The organism is Pseudarthrobacter sp. alpha12b (assembly GCF_054130495.1).
Genome location: NZ_CP196746.1, coordinates 1,059,413 through 1,073,343 on the forward strand (window position 1 = coordinate 1,059,413; position 13,931 = coordinate 1,073,343).

Below are 13,931 nucleotides of genomic sequence, written 5' to 3' on the forward strand. Positions count from 1 at the left end.
GTCCTACGGGCTGCTGACCACTCTCCTGCACCGACGAAAGGCACCGTCACCATGAAAGCCATTCAATTCACCGCTCCCGGCACTTCCCTTGCGACCGTCGAGCTCAGCGTCCCCGAGGTCCCTCGGGGCCACGTCCTTATTAAGGTCGCCGCCAACGGCATCTGCCACAGCGACTCCATGCCCGGCGCCGGCTTCGCCTCCTCCTACCCCAGGACCCCCGGGCACGAGGTCGCCGGAACCGTCGCAACCCTGGGCGAAGGTGTCACACAGTGGACCGAAGGCCAGCGCGTAGGCGTGGGCTGGTTCGGCGGGGCATGCTTCGAATGCCATCCGTGCCGTCGGGGGGATTTCGTCTCCTGCCAGACAGGGAAGATCACCGGCCTGACCTCTGACGGCGGCTACGCCGAATACCTGGTGGCCCCGGCTGAAGCCCTCGCCGCAATCCCCGAAGCGCTCAGCTTCGCCGAGGCGGCCCCGCTGATGTGCGCCGGCGTGACCACATTCAACGGACTCCGCCACAGCGGCGCACGCCCGGGGGACCTCGTCGCCATCCTTGGGCTCGGCGGCCTCGGTCACCTCGGAGTGCAGTTCGCCGCCAAGATGGGCTTCGAAACTGTCGCCATCGCACGGGGCGCCGAAAAGGAATCGTTTGCCAAGGAACTCGGCGCGCACCACTACATCGACAGCACCATCACCGACGTCGCCGCCGAACTCAAGCGCCTCGGCGGCGCGAGCGTGGTCCTGGCTACCGTCACCGACGCCCCCTCGATGTCGGCCACCATCCCCGGCCTCGCAGCCCGCGGGCGGCTTGTCGTCCTCGGCGTCCCCCACGAGCCCCTCTCCGTCAGCGCCGCCGACCTCGTCATGGGCAGCAGCGCCGTCGCCGGCCATGCCTCGGGAACGGCGAAAGACTCCGAGGACACACTCCGGTTCGCAGCCCTCACTGGAGTGCGCCCCATGATCGAAACCTACCCGCTGGAAAACGCCGCAGAAGGTTTCGACCGCATGATGTCAGGCAAGGCACGATTCCGCGTCGTCCTCACCAACGACTAACGCAGGCGCGGCCCGGCCTCCTTCCAAAAGATACGCCCGGAGGAGGCCGGGCAACGCAGCTTCCAAGCCGTGGAGGAGATGACTTTCCGGGAATCCACCTGCGGCCCCTGTGTGGCGATCAGGTATTTGTCGTGATCTGGCCCATCCAAGTACAAGCGTGACAGTCGGCTTCTTGGCGCCGGCGCCGAACCGGGGCACCGTTTCGGCGCCGTGGTCGTCGACGACAAACGAACGGAAAACGGGAATCCAATGCAATCAATGGCAGGAAAGACTGTCCTCATTACCGGAGGAACCGGCGGAATCGGCAAGGCCGCAGCACTGGGCCTGGCGGCACTGGGCGCACGGATTGCCATCACGGGACGTGACCCTGACCGGGCCGCCCGGGCTGCCGGGGAGATCCGCCAGGTGGCGTCGGCCCCCGTGGACGTCTTCATTGCAGACCTATCCTCCCAGCAGGAGGTCCGCCGCCTGGCCGGCGAGGTGCTGCAGGCCCTGGACCGCCTCGACGTTTTGATCAACAACGTGGGCGGCTTCTGGAACACCCGCCGCACCACCGCGGACGGCCTCGAATACACCTTCGCCCTGAACCACCTCGCACCGTTCCTGCTCACCAACCTGCTCCTCGAGCGGCTGAAGGAGAGCGCGCCGGCCCGGGTTGTGACGGTCTCCTCCGGAGCGCAGGCCATGGGGCGAATGAATTTCGCGGACCTGCAGGCCGAACTTTCCTACTCGGGCCAGCGGGCCTATAACCAATCGAAACTGGCAAACGTTCTGTTCACATACACCCTTGCCGCCCGGCTGGCCGGCACCGGAGTCACGGCGAACGCGCCGCACCCCGGTGTGGTGGCGACAGCGTTCGGGGCCGAGGACCCGGGCCGGGTACAGGCTTTCCTCACGCCGTTGGTCCAGCGCTGGATGAAGACTCCGGGGGAAGGGGCCCGGACGTCGATCCACCTTGCTTCCGCACCTGAGCTGGAAAATGTCACGGGCCAGTACTTTGCCGACAGCACAGCCAAGAAATCATCCAAACGCAGTTACAGCAAGGCTGACGCGGACCTCCTTTGGCAGGTCAGCGCCGCCCTGGTAGGCCTTGAACCGGATTCTGAAAGAAGCACAAACCTTCCATGACCGCACACCGCACCCTCGTCGTCGTAGCCCACCCGGACCTGGCCGCCTCCCGGATCACCGCCCAGCTCGCCTCCGCCATCCGGGACCTCGACGGCGTGACCGTCCATGAACTCGCCTCCGCCTATCCCGACCGGCGCGTCGACCCCTCCCGGGATCAGGAACTCCTGCGCGAGCATGACAACATCGTCCTGCAGTTCCCCTGGCACTGGTACTCCGTTCCCGGCGTGCTGAAAGAGTGGATGGACCAGGTGCTCACGTACGGTTTCGCCTACGGCCCCGGCGGGGACGCCTTGCACGGTAAGCGGCTGCAACTGGTCATCTCAACCGGCGGTCCCGAATCCTCATATGCGCCGACAGGGTACAACCGCTTCACCATGGCCGAACTGCTGCGGCCGCTGGAGGCCACCGCGCACCTCTGCGGCCTGGAAATGGCAGAACCGCTGGTCCTGCATGCGGTGCCCCGGGTGACGCCGGAGGAACTGGCGGCGCATGCCGCGCGCTACCGGGAGCTGCTGTCGCCCGTCCCTGTCGCTGCACGCTGAGCGGTCAGGGATCAAGCCGAAGGCCTCCCGCCTAGGATTGGTGAGATGATGCGAGCACTCCTGCTGGACCGGCCCGGACCCCCGTCGTCGCTGCGCGTGGGCGTGGCGGCCCGGCCGGTTCCCGCCGTCGGCGAAGTCCTGGTGCGGGTCGATGCGGTGGGCCTTAACCCGGTGGACTACCAGGTGGCCTCCGGGGGCCACGCGGAGTGGACGTACCCCCACGTTCCAGGCCTGGACATCGCCGGAGTGGTGCACCACGCCGCTCCGGAGCCGGACCCGCGCTTGCCCGTGGGCGCCCGAGTCGTGTGGCACCAGGACCTGCGCCGGCCGGGCGGCCTGGCTGAGTATGTCATCGCCCCCGCCGCTGTGCTGGCCGTTGTGCCGGCGGAAGTCAGCATGGCCGTTGCCGCGAGCCTGCCGTGTGCCGGCATGACCGCCTACCAGGCGGTCGTGCGCAGGCTCCGGGTGATGAAAGGCCAGTACGCGTTGGTACAGGGAGCCGCCGGTGGCGTCGGCGGTTTTGCCGTACAGCTGCTGGCGGCCGTCGGGGCCACAGTTGTGGCAACCTCATCACCACCCAACCACGCCTACGTTCGCGGCCTCGGAGCAGAGACGGTACTTGACTACCGCAGTGCGGATTTAGCCTCCGCCTTGCGCGCAGCCAGCGGGGATCGAGGGTTCGACATCGTGGTGGACGCGGTGTCGTCCGCGTCGGCGGCGCAGGGACTGCTGCTGCTTCGCCACGCCGGCGGCCTCGCAGCAGTTGCGGGTCGGCCGTCACTGGACGCAGTGCCGCCATTTGGGATTGCCCCAAGCCTGCATGAGATCGCTCTCGGGGCAGCGTACACACATGGGGACGCCGCGAGCCGGGCGGACCTGGCGATCATGCTCACGGAACTGCTCCGGCTCGTCGCCGAGGGCGAGCTTGCGCCGCTGCCTATCGAAATCGTCGAGCTTGAGGATGCTCCTGAGGCCCTTGACCGCCTGGCCGGGCGCCATGTGAGGGGGAAGATCGTGGTCCGGCTGGAAGGTCCTTGGCCGATCTGACGTGCCCTTCAGCCGGGGGCGGCCTTAAGCGGGTCAGCAACCGGAGGTGGCGGCTAAACCACTAAGCTGTCCACAATGTGGAGGGTCGTAATGCAGGAGTCCACACTACAGGCGCCTGAAGCAGTTGCTTGACAGTTCGGCACCGCTAATCGTAAGGTCCAAACGCAGACCGCCTATGTCCATCTTGTGGACTCATCCGGCTCAACGAGGAGACGTAATGGAGAAAATCAACGGTCGCCCGGGCCAGGGAACAGAGGGAACCACTACACACCGGCACCTCCATCGCCGTCGTCCGGTGTGGGAACAGGGGAGTGCGGGCGTGTGTATACGGAGGCAGTTTGGCAGGGTCAGCGTACTTGAAGCCGTCTGAGCACCTGCCTGCTGACCTGGTACGCGTCACCAACTGGCTTGGGCTGGCCGTCGGCGCACCCGTGACGGTACGCCGGCCCGGCTGTTTTCCGGCTGCCGCCACGGCCGAACTCGCGACGCCGGACGGGAAGGTCCTCTGGGTCAGGTACCTGCTCTCCGCCGAGCGCGTCATGCTGCACAAAGGCGACGGCACACAAGTCTGGTGCGAGGCAGCCCGTGGCTGAGTCCAGCATCGAGCACGTGGCCGATCTGCTGTTCCGGGATCTGCAGTATTTGAAGGCCAGCAGTGTTGAGCGGTGCGTCGCGGAGGTGGCCGGATACCACGGCGTGGCGGAAGCGGACATCAGCTCCTCAGTCGAGCAAAACCTGCGGATGGCCATCCAGGCGGTGAAATCCGGGATCGTGCCGGAGTCCTCACAGCTCGCGCTCGAAGCGGGGGTGGCGCAGGTCCGGTTTCACCAGGGCCTGCGGATCGAGGACGTGATGCGCGGCTACCGGTTGTCCATGGCGGTCATCCAGGACCGCTTCATCGATATTGCCCAAGAGCTTCAGCTCGGCGACCGCGAGGTGCTTGCGGCACACCGCGTGCTGTGGGGGGTCAGTGACTCCTATACCGCGGCCCTGGTGGATTCCTACCGCCAGATCAGCGTGCAGCAGGCCGTCCGCGACCACGAACGGCGCCAAGGCTACCTGCGTGCGGTGCTGGCCGGAACCTTGACCAGCGCCGAATTGGTTTCCCGCTCCGCCGACTTCGGGATTGATCCGCGGCGCGGGTACCGCGCCTTGCGGGCACGTCCCCGTGCAGGTGTCTCCCCGGATGAGCTCCTCGCCGCACTCGTGGCGCCCCTGCCCAGCGGCGACGGCATGGTCGCCGTCCTGGCGGCCGACGTCGTCGGCTTCGTTACTGCGAAACCCACCACCGACGCCGCGGCCGGCACTGTCGCAGTGGGGCCGGCGCGCCCGCTGGCGGACCTGGCACAGTCCGACGACGTCGCCCGCAGGGTCTTCGCCGCCGCCTGGCGGCGCCCGGCCGGCGGCTCGTTTTGCCTGGAGGACCTGACGTGGCGCACCGCGGCCGCTGATCCGGACGTAAGCGCGGTCCTGCGCCGGCGCTACCTGACCCCTTTTGCCGACGACGCCGAGTTCGGCCGGATAGTGCTGGAATCCGTCCGCCACTATCTCGCCAGCGACCGCCGTATAGCTGCCGCGGCGAAGGCCTTGTCCGTGCACGAAAACACGCTGCGTTACCGCCTGCAAAAGTTTGAGCAGGTTACCGGCATGCGCTTGGATTCCAGCGACACCATTGTGGAACTCTGTTGGGTCTTCGAAGGCTGGCAGGGCGGAAACGGCACCGCCGGGCGCGCCCCGTTGTAGAAATCCACAACCTCCCGCTGATTCCCTTTGGGCTGGCTCCATTTTCCAAGCACGCAGATCTCCGTAGCGTGGTCTGCATCACAGCCGGACGACCTGCTGGCCGCGCCCCGGGGAGGGCCGGACGATGCGGATCCTGTCGTCCGGGCCCATCGGATCTGGGAGTCACCGGATGAGCGTCATCACCGCAGCACCACCCGTCAGCAGGACCCGCCAACTCGCGGCCGCGACGGTTGGCAACATCGTCGAATGGTTCGACTGGTACGTCTATTCCATGCTGGCGTTGTATTTCTCCAGCCAGTTCTTCCCCAAGACCGGCGACCCTATCGTCCCGCTGCTCAGCGCGATGGCGATCTTCGCCGTCGGCTTCTTTATGCGGCCGCTCGGCGGCTTGCTCGGCGGCATGGTGGCGGACCGCCTCGGGCGGAAGAAGGCGCTGACCGCCACCGTCATGTTGATGGGCATCGGCAGCCTGCTGGTCGCCCTCGCCCCAACGTACGACCAGGTCGGCGTACTCTCCCCGGTCCTGCTGGTGCTGGCCCGGCTGCTGCAGGGACTGTCCACCGGCGGCGAGTTCGCCGCCTCCTCAACATTCCTGGTCGAGTCGGCGCCGGAAGGCCGCCGCGGATTCTTCTCAAGCTTCCTCTACATCGGCGCGACACTCGGTAACGTGGTGGCAATCGCGTCGGTGGCCGTACTGGTGGCTGTTCTCCCCGATGATGCCATGCACGAGTGGGGCTGGCGGGTGCCATTTGCCATCGGGACCCTCGGAGCGGTTGCCGGCTTGTTCATCCGCCGTTTCGCAGAAGAAACGCTTGCGGTGGCCGATGCGGACGTGGCCGGCCATGTGAGCGCCAAGACCTCCCGCCCCTCGGCCTTTGAGTTCATGCGCACCCACCCGAAGGAGTGCGTGCTGGTGTTTGCCATCAACGCCGCACCGACCCTGTTCTTTTACGTCTTCTCCTCCTACCTGCCCACCTATGCGCATATCACCGTCGGTTTTGACATGAAAAACGCGCTGTTCGTCGGCCTGATCTCGCTGGCCTACTTCGCCATTCTGCAGCCGCTGATGGGCATCCTCTCGGACCGGATCGGCCGTAAGCCGCTCCTGCTGGCGTTCGGCGGCGGCTTCACACTGCTGACCATCCCCCTGCTCAACGCCCTGCAGGACAGCTTCCTGTCGCTGCTGCTGGTGCAGATGGCCGCGCTGACGCTGCTGGCCTGCTACACGTCCATCACCTCGGCCGTCATGTGCGAACTCTTCCCCGCCCGCATCAGGGCCGCCGGCATCGGCCTGCCCTACGCCCTGGGCGTGGCACTGGTCGGCGGCACCGGCCCCTATGTGGCTACCTGGCTGGCCGACGCCAAGATGATCGACGCCTTCGGCTGGTACCTGACCATCCTCGCGGCGATCACGACGGTGGTCTTCCTGCGGGTCAAGGAAAGCTACAAGACGGGATTGCCCCAGTGAGCGCTATTGGATTCTTCGACCGCGGCTGGAGCTGCAACCCCAACGGCCTGGCCTATATCCAGGAGGACACCAGTTACACCTTTACCGAGGCCGGCGAGCTGTCTTGCCGGATCGCCAACGCACTGCTGGACGCCGGGCTCACGCCCGAGGCCAAAGTTGCCGTGCTTTCCCCGAACGACCCGCTCGCGTGGATCTGCGTGCTCGGCATTTGGCGGGCCGGGCTGACCTGGATCCCGGCCAATCCGGCGAGCCCCGCCGGCGAGACGGCACAGCTGCTGGCCGGATTCGACGCCGAACTGGTGATCTTCCACGCCGGCCTCGACGACGCGGTGCGGAAGCTGCAGGACCGGCTGCCCGCCGTCCGGCAGTGGATCCGCTTCGGAACCGAAGCCGGAAACGACGTCCGTCCCCGTGACGACAGGCCAGGTGACGTTCCGGCACCAGGCGCCACCCCCTTCGGTAAGTGGATCACCGGCCAGCCGAGGACCAAGCCGGCCGTAAAGGCCGCCCCGGAAGACGTGGTCTCGCTCGCCCCGACCGGCGGCACGACGGGCCTGCCCAAAGGCGTGATGAACACAAACCGTAGCCTGTCCGCCTTCGTGACGCACCTGATGATGGCAGCCCACTACGGGTCCGAAGACGCGGTGGTGAACCTGGCAGCCGCGCCCATGACGCACACCGCGGGCCTGCTGAGCCTAGCGGCGACGGCACGGGGCGGAACAGTGGTAGTGCTTCCCAAGGCCCACCCGCACGCTGTCCTCGACGCGATCGAACAATACCGGGTGACGGATCTGTTTCTGCCGCCCACGGTCATCTACCGGCTCCTGGAGGTACTCAAGGACCAGCCCCGGGACCTTTCCTCGCTGCATTACCTGATCTACGGCGCGGCACCAATGTCGGTCGAGAAACTGCGCCAGGCGCTGACAGCGATCGGTCCGGTCATGATGGAGCTCTACGGACAGATGGAGGCGCCCGCCTCGGTGACCTTCCTGCGCCCGGACGAACACTTCGTGGCGGGTGAAATCGCCCCGGACTCCCGACTCTCCTCCTGCGGGCGCCCGTACCCCCTGGTCCAGGTGGAGATCCGCGACGAGGACGGGCGGGCTGTTCCGGCGGGTGCGCCCGGGGAGATCTGCGTTCGCGGCGACCTGGTCATGAAGGGGTACTACAAGAACGCGGAACAGACCGCACAGGCGCTGCGGGACGGCTGGTTGCACACCGGCGACATCGGCGTCTTCGACGAGGAGGGCTACCTGCACCTGACCGACCGGCGGCGGGATCTGATCATCTCCGGCGGCTTCAACGTCTACCCCAGTGAAGTGGAACAGGTGATCTGGGGCCACCCGTCCGTGCGCGACTGCGCGGTGGTTGGCGCACCGCACCCGGACTGGGGCGAAGCGGTGACCGCCGTCGTCGAACTCAATGAGGACTGCACCGTTACGGAAGCGGAAATCATCGCACTGTGCAAGCAGGAACTGGGCAGCATCCGGGCGCCGAAAACCGTCCACCTGGTGCCGGCGCTGCCGCGTAGCGTCAACGGCAAAGTCCTGAAAAAGAACATCCGCGAAACCTTTTGGCGCAACGAAAAATCAAAGATCTAGGAGAACATCAATGACGAACCGACTGCAGGGAAAGATTGCCCTCGTTGTGGGGGCCGGCTCCAGCGCCCCGGGCATGGGCAACGGTAAGGCCACCGCGCTCGCCTTCGCACGCGAGGGCGCCACAGTTGTGTGCACCGATGTCAATGAGGCTGCCGCCAAGGAGACCGAAAACCTGATCACGGCCGAGGGCGGCCAGGCGCGGCATCTGGCCTTCGACGTCACGGATTCCGCTGCCGTGGGCCGCGCCGTGGCGTCCGTCATCGAGGAATTCGGCCGGATCGACATCCTCGACAACAACGTCGGGATAGCCAAGGTGGGCGGCGTGGTCGAACTGGACGAAGCCGAGTGGGACCGGGTCCACGCCATCAACCTGAAGGGGCCATTCTTGACGATGAAGCACGTTATCCCGCATATGGTGGCCCAGGGCGGCGGCTCCATCATCAACATTTCGTCGCTGGCGGGAATCCGCTGGACAGGAGTGCCGTATTCCACGTACTACTCCTCCAAGGCGGCGCTGAACCACCTGACCCGCACGACGGCGGCGGAGTACGCTCCGAAGCACGTCAGGATCAACGCCATTCTCCCGGGCCTGATGGAAACCCCGTTCGTCACCGAGTCCGCCGAGTTGGCCGGCGCATACGCGGCCGGGCAGCGGGAGGAGATGCTGAAGAAGCGGCACGCCCAGGTTCCCATGGGGCACATGGGCACGGCCTGGGACGTGGCGAACGCAGCAGTTTTTTTGGCCAGCGACGAATCCGCCTACATCACCGGCATTGAGCTGCGGGTGGACGGCGGCATATCGCTGGGCTTCTGATTCGGCGCGGGGCCAGTTGCGGCCGGCGCCCGAGGGCACGACGGCTGCAACTGGGCCCCGCCTTGCTATCAGAGATTAGGCGTAGTCGCTGTAGAACCCGCGGCCGCTCTTGACGCCCAGCCGCCCTTTGTCGATGTAGCCCTGCAGCAGCGGGGCCGACTTGTTCTCCATTCCTGCGAGTTGGCAGTAGTGGTTTTCGATGTCGAGGACCACGTCCAGGCCTACCTGGTCCATGAAGCGGAACGGTCCGGTGTTGGACTTGAAGACATCAAGGAACAGCGCGTCCACGTCTTCGGGATCGGCAATGCCTTCCGCCACCACCAGGAGGGATTCGCGCTTGATCGCTGCCCAGACCCGGTTGAAGATGAAGCCGGTACTTTCCTTGCGGACCAGGTGCGGGGCCAGGGCGTACTTGGGCAGCTCGGCCATCAGCAGGTCCAGGATGGCAGGATCAGTGCGGCCGCTGGACATCAGTTCCACCGAGCGCACGGCCGGCGGCATGTAGAAGTGCATGTTCAGGACGCGTTCCGGTGTGCCCACGCCGCCGATGAATTCGGACGAGGCGAAGGACGAGGAATTGCTGGCCAGGATGGCGTCGGGGGCGGCCAAGCGGTCAAGGTCGGCGAAGATCTTCTGCTTGAGCTCAAGCCTTTCCGGCACGGCCTCAACCACGAGCCAGGCGTCGCTGAGGGCTGCCGGGAGGTCGTTGCCGGCCGTGAACCGGCCTTCGGGGGTACCGCCGAACTCGGCAACAGCGGCAGGACGCTCCGCTTGGATGTAGTCGACAGCGGCCTGGCCTACGGTTTCGTTGGTGTCAAAGATCCGCACCTCGGCGCCCTGAAGCGAGAGCATGAGCGCGATACGGCGGCCCAGGGTGCCGCCGCCCAGTACGGTGATGGGCCGGCCCGCGATATCGGCGGGTAGGGTGAAGGTCATGTCGGTTCCTTTCAGGATGCCGCTGCTGCTTCAGCAGCCGGCGTGATGTGGTTGATGCGGGTGCCCTTGGCCGTGATGATCAGGGCGGGGATGGCGGCCAGCACGAGCGCGGCACCGTACAGTAGCGTGGTGCCCTTCATTCCGGCCACGGCGACCAGCAGCCCCGCCGCCACGGCCGGAATGCTAAAGCCGAGGTAGCAGATCAGGTAGATGCTGGAGAGCATGCCGGTGCGTTCGTGCGGGCCGCACAGCGGCAGCGTCATGCGCATCGCCCCGAAGTAGCCGCTGCCGAAGCCGACGCCGGCAACCATGGTCCCGACAAAGTACAACGGCGCTGATCCTAGCTGGACGGCCAGGACGGTCAGGGATATACCGGCGATCAGGGACACTACGCCGGTCAGGAGAGTGCTGCGATCGGACCAGCGGCGCACGACGAGGATTGCCAGCGCCCCCGGAACGAAGAGGGCGAACAGGGCGAGCCCGCCGACCAGTACCGAGTTCTCCTTTGTAATCGAGTGGGCGAGGGCGGGACCCAGCGAGAGGTAGAAGCCTGCGAGCGCCCAGGTGGCTGCTGCCACCGGCATGGTCGCGCCCATCGTCTTGCGGGCGGAACTGGGAATTCTCGCTTGGGGGACCAGGGACCGCAGCCAGCCGGGTGACTTCCGTCCCGCGCTGGGCAGCCACAGCAGCGCAGTTCCGAGGACCAGGAGCAGAGCCGCGAGGAAGAAGTAGACGGTCTTGGTCGGCTCAGGAAGGAAACGCACCAGCGAAGCGGATCCCAGGGCACCGATGGAGAGCCCCACCGGGGAGGCCGCGCTATTGACCAGCGAGCCGCGGCCGCGCCGGGCCGTACCCTCGAATGCCAACAGCGCCGCGCCGGCAGCACCCATGGCCGCCCCGGTGGCAACACCCTGCAGCGCCCGCGCCGCAAGCAGCACCTCCGGACCCGGCGCGAAGGCGAACGTCATCATCGCGCCGATCTGAAGCACCACCGCACCTAGCAGCACCGGCCGGGTGCCCACATGGTTTGCCAGCGACCCCACCACCAACAAGGTCATCAGCACTGCTACCGCATACACGGCAAAGACCACCGTCACGGCAGCGGACCCCAGGCCCCACTCCCGTGCGTAGAACTCATACAGCGGCGACGGCGCCGATGAGGCGCCGATAAAGACCGTTAAGAGCGCGGCGTGAAGCCAGAACGCTGCCCCTTGGTTTTTCATTGCTCTCCCTGCCTGCCCCAAGGGCCAAACCTCTCTAAAGCATAAACTTTGCATTAAGAGCGTACTCCTGAGTAGCGTCGCTAACGCTTATTTTTTGCATTAAGGTGGTGTGATGATGGCGACAGCGACTCCCCGCCCAGGTGGCCGCAGTGCCCGCGTCCAGCAGGCTGTTCACCAAGCCGTCCGGTCTCTGCTTGATGAGAACGACGGCGATCGCTCGGCTTTGTCGGTCCCACAGGTCGCAGAGCGCGCCGGTGTGAATTCCTCCACCATCTACCGGAGGTGGGGCGACCTTCCGAAGCTCCTCGCCGCCGTCGCCTCTAACCGGATGCTGCCGGAGCAAGTGGAGGACACCGGCACACTTAGGGGCGATATGGAGGCCTGGTTCGTCCCCTACGTGGAGGAATTCTCGTCGCCGCTGGGGCGTCAGGTGCTCAGGGATATGCTCGCGGACGGCGCAGTAACCCGCGACTACTTCCAGTCCATGCAGGACCACGTCGAAGAGATTCGCAGGCTGGCCGGACGCCGCGGCGAAAGAGCGCCGGCGACATCGGAGATTGTCGACGCTGTGGTCGCCCCGGTGATCTATCGGATTCTCTTCAACCATGAATCCGCAGCCGCCCTGGGGGTCCAGGACCGAATCAACCGGCTACTGGGGGAGCGGTCGAAGGGCCCTGCCGAGAATTAGATTCCACGACCCTCCTTGATGCAAACGTGGTCGGCACTTGGATTTGGCTGTCGATATCGGTCGCGGCAATCCGACGCTGGTCTGTTCGAGCACGCTGGGCAGCGTTTGCGAAAACGCCAGCCGCACACGGGCGTAGCGGCGGGAATTATCTGGACGGCGAGGTCTACCCGGGCAGGGGCGGCAGAGCCCGTCCGCACTTGTGACGTCGGCCAGCACGCCGCGGCAGGAATCTCGGCGATGACAAGGTCCAGACCCAACTGAGCGGACTGCTGCGCTGCACCGGGTATGGGGTCATGCCCTCCCTGCGACTTTACGGGGGCAGTTGCGCGGCATTCTTGACGAGGACAGTGCCCAACGACGGCAGGTCCTCGCGAGTTTCCGTTGACACAACCGAGGGTTGACTCTACATTTACTGTAATCTGAATCACCTTTCAGGTACGAGGGACGCTTACCTCCCACACCACACCCCGCGGATTTTCACCGAAAGGCATCCCGTGAAGGAAACAAAGAAGTTTTTGATGGCCGCCGTAGTGGCGTCCGGGCTGGCCCTCACTGCTTGCGCACCAACGGCGGGCGCAGGCACTCCGTCCGGCTCCGGCAGTGCGGCCGCACCGGTCAACGTTGGCATCATCTACTCCAAGACCGGTGCCCTCGCTGCCTATGGCGAAACCTACTACCAAGGTCTGCAGGCCGGCATCGACTACGCTACGAACGGCACCGGCGAGATCAACGGCGCCAAGATCAACCTGACCTACGCAGACGACGCCGGCGACCCGGACAAGGCGGTCACCGCCGCCAAGGACATGATCGGCAAGGGCTACAAGATCATCGGCGGCACCGCGTCCTCCGGTATCGCCGTCAAGCTTGCCGAGCAGGCCCAGCAGAACAAGATTCTCTATATCTCCGGCGCTGCTGCCACCGACGCAATCCAAGGCGTCAACAAGTACACCTTCCGTTCCGGACGCCAGAGCCTGCAGGACGTCGCCACCGCCGGCACCTTCATCGACCCCAACGGCAAGAAGGTCGTCGTATTCGCGCAGGACAACGCCTTCGGCCAGGGCAACGTCGCCGCGGTCAAGGCCGTGCTGGGAGCCAAGGGCGCCACCGTGAGCTCGGTGCTCGTCCCGGAAAACCAGGAACTCACCCCCTTCGCACGCCAGCTTCTGGACGCCAAGCCGGACATGGTTTTCGTGGCCTGGGCGGGTGCCACCACCGGCACCATGTGGCAGTCGCTTAGCCAGCAGGGAGTGTTTGATGCCGCTCCCGTCGTCACCGGCCTGGGCGACGCGTCCAGCTTCGGCGCCTACGGCCCGGCAAGCTCCAAGATCAGCTTCCTGAGCCACTACTTCCCGGGCGCCTCCGGCACCGAGGTGGAGAAGAAAATGATCGCGGCCGTCGAAAAAGCGGGCGGCAAGGCCGACCTCTTCACCCCCGACGGATTCGTCACCGGCCAGCTCATCGCTCAAGCCATCAAGGAAGGCGGCGGGACCGACCCGGACGCCATGGTCAAGTCCCTTGAAGGCTTCAGCTTTGACGGCCCCAAGGGCAAGGAAACCGTCCGCGCCTCGGACCACGCACTGATCCAGGACATGTACCAGGCAAAGCTGGTCCAGAAGGGTGACACCTGGTCCCCGCAGCTGGTCAAGGCCATCCCCGGCGACACCGTCGCACCGCCGGAAAAGAAGTAG

13 protein-coding genes are annotated in these 13,931 nt (G+C 65.9%); 11 read left to right on the forward strand and 2 right to left on the reverse strand.

From position 1 onward, the window contains the following. Positions 1 to 51: 51 nt before the first annotated feature. The 9 genes from ACTAQI_RS04665 (at position 52) to ACTAQI_RS04705 (ending at position 9,396) form a co-directional block, all read left to right on the forward strand. Entirely contained in the window at positions 52 to 1,053 is a 1,002-nt protein-coding gene (locus ACTAQI_RS04665) for an alcohol dehydrogenase (RefSeq protein ID WP_457949862.1), read from the forward strand. A 258-nt stretch (positions 1,054 to 1,311) separates the two neighbouring features. Beyond that, positions 1,312 to 2,181, forward strand: a complete 870-nt coding sequence (locus ACTAQI_RS04670) for an SDR family NAD(P)-dependent oxidoreductase (RefSeq protein ID WP_457949864.1) — start codon at positions 1,312 to 1,314, stop codon at positions 2,179 to 2,181. Continuing rightward, the gene (locus tag ACTAQI_RS04675; protein WP_457949866.1) at positions 2,178 to 2,723 is read left to right on the forward strand and encodes an NAD(P)H-dependent oxidoreductase; all 546 of its coding nucleotides are present in this window, start codon (positions 2,178 to 2,180) and stop codon (positions 2,721 to 2,723) included. The genes ACTAQI_RS04670 and ACTAQI_RS04675 overlap by 4 nt, the downstream gene beginning before the upstream one ends. A gap of 45 nt (positions 2,724 to 2,768) precedes the next feature. After that, entirely contained in the window at positions 2,769 to 3,770 is a 1,002-nt protein-coding gene (locus tag ACTAQI_RS04680; protein ID WP_457949868.1) for a zinc-binding dehydrogenase, read from the forward strand. A gap of 356 nt (positions 3,771 to 4,126) precedes the next feature. Then, positions 4,127 to 4,363, forward strand: a complete 237-nt coding sequence (locus ACTAQI_RS04685; protein WP_457949870.1) for a hypothetical protein — start codon at positions 4,127 to 4,129, stop codon at positions 4,361 to 4,363. Beyond that, positions 4,356 to 5,513 carry a PucR family transcriptional regulator gene (locus ACTAQI_RS04690; protein WP_457949872.1) on the forward strand — a complete coding sequence of 386 codons (1,158 nt, stop codon included), beginning with the start codon at positions 4,356 to 4,358 and terminating at the stop codon, positions 5,511 to 5,513. The genes ACTAQI_RS04685 and ACTAQI_RS04690 overlap by 8 nt, the downstream gene beginning before the upstream one ends. A 169-nt stretch (positions 5,514 to 5,682) precedes the next feature. Continuing rightward, on the forward strand, positions 5,683 to 6,981 hold the full coding sequence (locus ACTAQI_RS04695; RefSeq protein WP_457949874.1) for an MFS transporter: 1,299 nt from the start codon (positions 5,683 to 5,685) through the stop codon (positions 6,979 to 6,981). Further along, positions 6,978 to 8,582: a class I adenylate-forming enzyme family protein gene (locus ACTAQI_RS04700; RefSeq protein WP_457949876.1), complete on the forward strand. Its 1,605-nt coding sequence runs from the start codon at positions 6,978 to 6,980 to the stop codon at positions 8,580 to 8,582. The genes ACTAQI_RS04695 and ACTAQI_RS04700 overlap by 4 nt, the downstream gene beginning before the upstream one ends. Before the next feature lie 10 nt (positions 8,583 to 8,592). Further along, positions 8,593 to 9,396 (forward strand): SDR family NAD(P)-dependent oxidoreductase, encoded by an 804-nt coding sequence (locus tag ACTAQI_RS04705; RefSeq protein ID WP_457949878.1) that lies wholly within the window; start codon positions 8,593 to 8,595, stop codon positions 9,394 to 9,396. Positions 9,397 to 9,471: 75 nt separating this feature from the next. On the opposite strand, the gene ACTAQI_RS04710 is transcribed toward ACTAQI_RS04705, so the two are convergent. Beyond that, positions 9,472 to 10,332, reverse strand: a complete 861-nt coding sequence (locus ACTAQI_RS04710; RefSeq protein WP_457949880.1) for a 3-hydroxyacyl-CoA dehydrogenase family protein — start codon at positions 10,330 to 10,332, stop codon at positions 9,472 to 9,474. An 11-nt stretch (positions 10,333 to 10,343) separates the two neighbouring features. Beyond that, positions 10,344 to 11,555: an MFS transporter gene (locus ACTAQI_RS04715; protein ID WP_457949881.1), complete on the reverse strand. Its 1,212-nt coding sequence runs from the start codon at positions 11,553 to 11,555 to the stop codon at positions 10,344 to 10,346. Between the two features lie 112 nt (positions 11,556 to 11,667). Between ACTAQI_RS04715 and ACTAQI_RS04720 the strand changes: the two genes are divergently transcribed. Both ACTAQI_RS04720 and ACTAQI_RS04725 read left to right on the forward strand, forming a co-directional pair. Continuing rightward, complete coding sequence (locus tag ACTAQI_RS04720) at positions 11,668 to 12,243, forward strand: TetR/AcrR family transcriptional regulator C-terminal ligand-binding domain-containing protein (protein ID WP_457949883.1); 576 nt, start codon at positions 11,668 to 11,670, stop codon at positions 12,241 to 12,243. Positions 12,244 to 12,737: 494 nt separating this feature from the next. Next, on the forward strand, positions 12,738 to 13,931 hold the full coding sequence (locus ACTAQI_RS04725) for a substrate-binding domain-containing protein (protein ID WP_457949885.1): 1,194 nt from the start codon (positions 12,738 to 12,740) through the stop codon (positions 13,929 to 13,931).

Excerpts from the sequence above, each read along its gene's own strand:
- ACTAQI_RS04665 (WP_457949862.1), top strand. The coding sequence starts at position 52 with ATGAAAGCCATTCAATTCACCGCTCCCGGCACTTCCCTTGCGACCGTC.
- ACTAQI_RS04670 (WP_457949864.1), top strand. The coding sequence starts at position 1,312 with ATGGCAGGAAAGACTGTCCTCATTACCGGAGGAACCGGCGGAATCGGC.
- ACTAQI_RS04675 (WP_457949866.1), top strand. The coding sequence starts at position 2,178 with ATGACCGCACACCGCACCCTCGTCGTCGTAGCCCACCCGGACCTGGCC.
- ACTAQI_RS04680 (WP_457949868.1), top strand. The coding sequence starts at position 2,769 with ATGATGCGAGCACTCCTGCTGGACCGGCCCGGACCCCCGTCGTCGCTG.
- ACTAQI_RS04695 (WP_457949874.1), top strand. The coding sequence starts at position 5,683 with ATGAGCGTCATCACCGCAGCACCACCCGTCAGCAGGACCCGCCAACTC.
- ACTAQI_RS04705 (WP_457949878.1), top strand. The coding sequence starts at position 8,593 with ATGACGAACCGACTGCAGGGAAAGATTGCCCTCGTTGTGGGGGCCGGC.
- ACTAQI_RS04710 (WP_457949880.1), bottom strand. The coding sequence starts at position 10,332 with ATGACCTTCACCCTACCCGCCGATATCGCGGGCCGGCCCATCACCGTA.
- ACTAQI_RS04715 (WP_457949881.1), bottom strand. The coding sequence starts at position 11,555 with ATGAAAAACCAAGGGGCAGCGTTCTGGCTTCACGCCGCGCTCTTAACG.
- ACTAQI_RS04720 (WP_457949883.1), top strand. The coding sequence starts at position 11,668 with ATGATGGCGACAGCGACTCCCCGCCCAGGTGGCCGCAGTGCCCGCGTC.